We start from the raw sequence: 5,001 nt of genomic DNA, 5'->3' as shown, positions 1-5,001 counted from the left end.
GGCGACCGCCGCGGCCAGCCGATCTAGCCAATCGCGCGCTGTTTGTGGAACGCCGAGTTCTTCCGCCCGCATGTGCAGCGCGAGCAGCGGACCGGTGCCGGGAATATTACCGCTCGCCAGCATGCGCAGCGACGGCTGCGCGGCCAGCGCGCGCCGCCGCCATTCGTGCGCACCGCTGCCCAGCGTCAGCAGGCCCTCGGGCGGCGGCTCGGCCAGCACTTGCACCCATGGCAGGTATTGTCCGATCGCCGCTCGCCAGGCGTTTGCCTGGCGGACCAGTTGTTGCGGCCAGTAAGCGGCTGCATCGGCCGAACCAGCAAGCGTTTCCGCATGAACCGTTGCCAGCGCAATGCGGCGCACGATTTCTTCGAGCGGCTGACGCGGCATCGCGGTAGCCGCGTGCAATGCCTCGATCTCCGCGGACCGCGCATCCGCTGCGTCCGACTCATTGGCCGAATCACCGCCCGATGCAGCGCCCGATTCAGCGATCAACGCCAGAACATCGGCCAGCCCGGCCAGCGCGGAAGGCGCTACCACCGGGCCGTTCAGTAATTGTTCGTATCCCTGCTGCACGGTCCAGCACGCCGCCAGCAAATTGCCGCTGTCGACCATCGAGATATACCGCGGGTGCAGCGGTTCCAGAGTCGCGGTGTTGTACCAGTTCAGCAAATGACCTTCGAAGCGTTCGAGCCTGGCGAGCGTATCCAGCGTCGCTCCGGTTCGCGCCAGTGCATCGTCGGTCGTGATATAGCCGAAATCGCGTGCCGCAAGGTTGGCGAGCAAACCAAATCCGATATTGGTCGGCGACGTGCGCTGCGCGATTTCGGCGAGCATGAATTCCTGGTAATTGTCGGGAGGCAGCCAGTTGCTTTCCGCATTGACGAAATCATCGAAATAACGCCAGGTGCGGCGCGCGACCAGGCGCAGCATGCGGCGGTCGGCCGCGGTGATCGGTTGCGCCGGAGGGCGCCACGCGCGCCGGCTCGATCCGATGACGATCAATGGCGCGACCAGCCACAGCAGGGCGAAGACCTGCATCCCGAATTGCATCCCCGCCTGACTCAGGTTGATCTGGAACGCGATCACGGCTGCAGCCGTCGTTGCCCACGCCATTTTCAGCAGGAACTCGTATTGCCGGCCGCGCGTGCGGCGCTCGATGGTTTGCGCGCTATCCCATTGCAATAGCAGGCGATGACTGACAAGACGCCGATGCCCGACGCGCACGATGGCGTCGAGCGCGATCACCGCCTGATGCGGCAACAGCGCCAGTGTAGCCAAAGCGCGTAAAAGATCGCGGCCGCTATCGCGCCAGCGGGCCAAGGTCAGGGTCGCCGGCCTCGCGAGTCCGTTGAGCGCCGCAAGAAACGGCGGCAGCAGAAACACCGTGGCGACGACAGCGCTCCATAACCCGGGCAGGGCGGTCAGCAGCCAGCCGCACAGCAACAACGCGAGCGATGCTATCGGCACGAGAGAGCGGCGCAGATTATCCAGAATCTTCCAGCGATTGAAGGCGGACAGCGGATTACGCTCGCGGCCGCTGGCGTTCGGTACCGAACGCAGCAGCCAATCCGCAATCTGCCAGTCGCCGCGGATCCAGCGATGCTGGCGCTTCGCATACGTCTGGTAATCGGCCGGAAATTGATCGAACAATTCGATATCGCTGGCGAGGCCGACGCGAACGAAAGATCCTTCGAGAAGATCGTGGCTCAGAAGATGCGCTTCCGGAAAGCGTCCGGACAGCACGCGATGAAACGCTTCGAGATCGTAGATGCCCTTGCCGTGATAATTTCCTTCGCCGGCCAGATCCTGATAAACATCCGACACCGCGTGCGAATACGGATCGGTGCCGGTCGGGTTGGTGAAGCAGCGCGCGAACAACGTCGCCATGGCGCTCGGCAAACTCGTCGAAACGCGCGGCTGTATGATTCCGTAACCGCGCGCCACGCGGCGCGCATCGGCCGCCAGATGCGGGCGGTTCAGCGGATGGGCGAGTGTTTCCACCATGCGCCGCGCGCTATTCATCGGCAACTGGGTATCGGCGTCGAGCGTGACGACAAACCTGATATTGCGCAGGCGCGCGGCGTCTCCGGCGCGCAGCAGGCTCGCGCTGTCCGCGTCTCCCGCCAGGAAGCGATTCAGTTGTTCGAGCTTGCCGCGCTTTCTTTCCCAGCCGATCCAGCGCCCTTCACTCTCGCTCCAGCGGCGTTCGCGGTTGAACCAGAAAAAAAGGCCGGCGCCGTGACGTCGATTCAGTTCCGCGATATGGCGCGCCACCAGTTCCAGCCATTCGGCGTCTTCAGGCATGTGCTCGGATGGCGCGTCGGAAAAATCGCTGAACAGGGCAAAGCGCAGATTGGCCTCGGTATTGCCCAGATAGCGGATCTCCAGCCGCTCGATCTGCTCCTTCACACTCATCGGTGTCAACAGCATCATCGGCACCACGACCAGGGCGCCAAACTCGTCCGGAATGCCGGATTCGAACGACATCTTCGGCAGGATGCGCGGCGTCAGCAACAGCGTCAGTACGTAGTTGACGAGCTGCAGCGCGATTTCGCTGGCCGGCAACAGCATCAGCGCAGCCAGCAAAACCAGCGCCGCGGGATCGCTTCCCGCGCGCGCCGCGATTATGATGACGCCGGCGCACAGCGCCAGCGTTGTCAGTACTATGCCGCCGACATAAACCAGCGCCGGCCGGCGCGCGCTCCCGCGCCGCAGGCGCTGCGCGATCGACGGTTTGCACTGAACGCGCGCTTCGAGTTGCGGGCGGCCGTTGTCGAGCAAATAAAAGCCGACGTGCCGGCTCGGCTCGTCGCCGCCAGCGGCCGCCAGATCGACGGCATGGCGCGCGACGTCGAGCTCCCTCGCGTTGGAACGGCGCGCGATGCGTTCGATTTCATGCCGGTAGCAATCGCGCGTTGCGAAATCCATGCGCGTGTACACTGCATCGGCGGCCAGCAGCGCATCGACCTTGCTGGCGCCCTCGAACACATTGCGCCAATCGAGTTGCGACAGGTAGCGCAACGTCGTGATGGCATTACCCAACAGGACTTGATCAACCGTCTGCCGTCTTTGCTCCTCCTGCAAGGCCTCTGCCAGCGGGACTTCGAGCTTGCGTTCGAGCCAGCCGCGCACCGGCGCCAGCACGCTTTCCTCGTCGGACAGGCGGGCGATCAGCTCGTCGGCAAAATGCGCGGTCGGCGCCGGAAACTCGCCCGCGAGATCAGCAAGGAAGGGCAGCACACTGTCGTTATCGCCGCGCGCGGCGCTGAGCAGGCGGTTGGCCCAGAATTCGGCGTATTCGGCTTCACGCTGGCGCACATCGACAGCGATAACCAGATGCCGCAAACGTTCGACCAGGGCCAGGCGCAGCATCATCGGCAGCGCCCACAGTTCGCCCATGGTCAACGGCGAAATCTGCTGGAACGCGGTCAGGAAGCCGCTGATTTCGCCGCGGTTCAAACCGCCGCCGGTGTTGTCGATCAACTCCGTGGCAATGCGGTAAGCGCGCGGCAAGCCGGCGTGCCGGCCATTGGCGACCGCCGGCAGCGCGCCATAAAAACGCCGCGACAGATTGCGCCAGACATCGTCGATCTGGCCCTGGATCACGTAGGCGTTATCGAGCAGCCATTCCGAAGACAAGGAAAAATTCTTCTGCGCGCGCGCGGCATCGAGCAGATCCTGATGAACGGCTTTCAGAATGCGGGAGCTGTCGCGCAGGCGCCTGAACAGCACCGGCGCCGAGCCGCCCGGCTTGGTGTGGGTTTCCGCCGCCAGCCGGGCGGCGATCGCTTGCAGGCGCTCGGCCGGCAACAACTCCGAGCGCAGCGGCGGCATGATTTCGTCCGCTTTGGGCCGCCGCTGCATGACAAATGTAATTGCCTGCGCACCCTCGGATTTGTCGATCAGCGCCAGAACTTGTCCAACACTGCGCGCCGGCGCCTGCACCATGACCAGCGCTTCGCCGTCGATCAGCCTGCGTTTGTATCTTACAAGCAGCCGGCGGCTGACGCCCGGCACCAGCCAACGCGCGAACAGCGCACCCAGGGCGGCGCCGAAGATCAAAGCGCCGATTGCCATCGCCAGCGCGGAAAACGGCGCGGGTAAAAAACCGTGGATCAGGATTGCCGCCAGTGGCACGATCGCAGCACCTGCCAGCGCGCCATCGCGAGGCGACACGCCGCCGTTGTCCACGGTCAGTTTGCCTTCGGCTTTTTGAATCAGGGCCGAGCGGGTGAAACGCTGCTGCCGCAGGCCAGCCAGAGCTGCGACCGCTGCCGCCTGATTCTGATAGAAGCTGAGTACGAGGCGTTGGGACATTTACCGGGAGATGCAGATGTTGGCTCGTCGAAGGCCGAGTTGACGATGCCAGGAAAAGAAGCGCAAACGACACCGAATTATAGCGCGCAGCGCAGTCGCTGACGCATCGGCGTTTCTCCTCCCCAGCCCGCCGGGCAGGTATCGAGCAGGGGGCGGGCGCGCTTTCCGCAAATGGCCGGCTTCGTCGGGTAACGCGTCCGCGCGCCAGATGGGGTTTAGCGACGCAAGCCCGCTGGCTCCTCTTCACTTCTCCAACCCGGCCCTCCTCAGCAAGTGGGGAGGGAGCAAACCGACAACAGCCCTGTTGATCGATTACAAAACTTCCCCCGCATAATCGGCCAGCCGCGAGCGCTCGCCGCGCTGCAGGGTCACATGGCCGCTGTGCGTCCAGCCTTTGAAACGATCGACGACGTAGGTTAATCCCGAGCTGCCCTCGGTCAAATACGGCGTATCGATCTGCGAAATATTGCCGAGGCACACGACCTTGGTTCCAGGCCCGGCGCGCGTGATCAGCGTTTTCATCTGCTTCGGCGTTAAATTCTGCGCCTCGTCGATGATCAGATATTTTTTGATAAACGTGCGGCCGCGCATGAAGTTCAGCGATTTGACCTTGATGCGCGAGCGGATCAGATCGCGCGTCGCGGCGCGTCCCCATTCGCCGGCTTCTTCGTCGGTCTTGTTCAG

Annotated in this window: 2 protein-coding genes; both read right to left on the bottom strand. The window is 63.7% G+C overall.

The genetic code is table 11. The annotated features are described in order from the left end of the window. The coding region (locus H0V78_03340) for a DUF3131 domain-containing protein (GenBank protein MBA2350841.1) at positions 1–4,317 on the bottom strand (4,317 nt) is incomplete at its 3' end. Positions 4,318–4,629: 312 nt separating this feature from the next. After that, positions 4,630–5,001, bottom strand: a 372-nt coding sequence (locus H0V78_03335) for a PhoH family protein (GenBank protein ID MBA2350840.1), incomplete at its 5' end; no start/stop codon positions are given.

This window comes from Burkholderiales bacterium (genome assembly GCA_013695435.1).
Classification (GTDB): Bacteria; Pseudomonadota; Gammaproteobacteria; order Burkholderiales; family JACMKV01; genus JACMKV01.
This window is presented reverse-complemented; position numbering and strand designations above follow the sequence as displayed.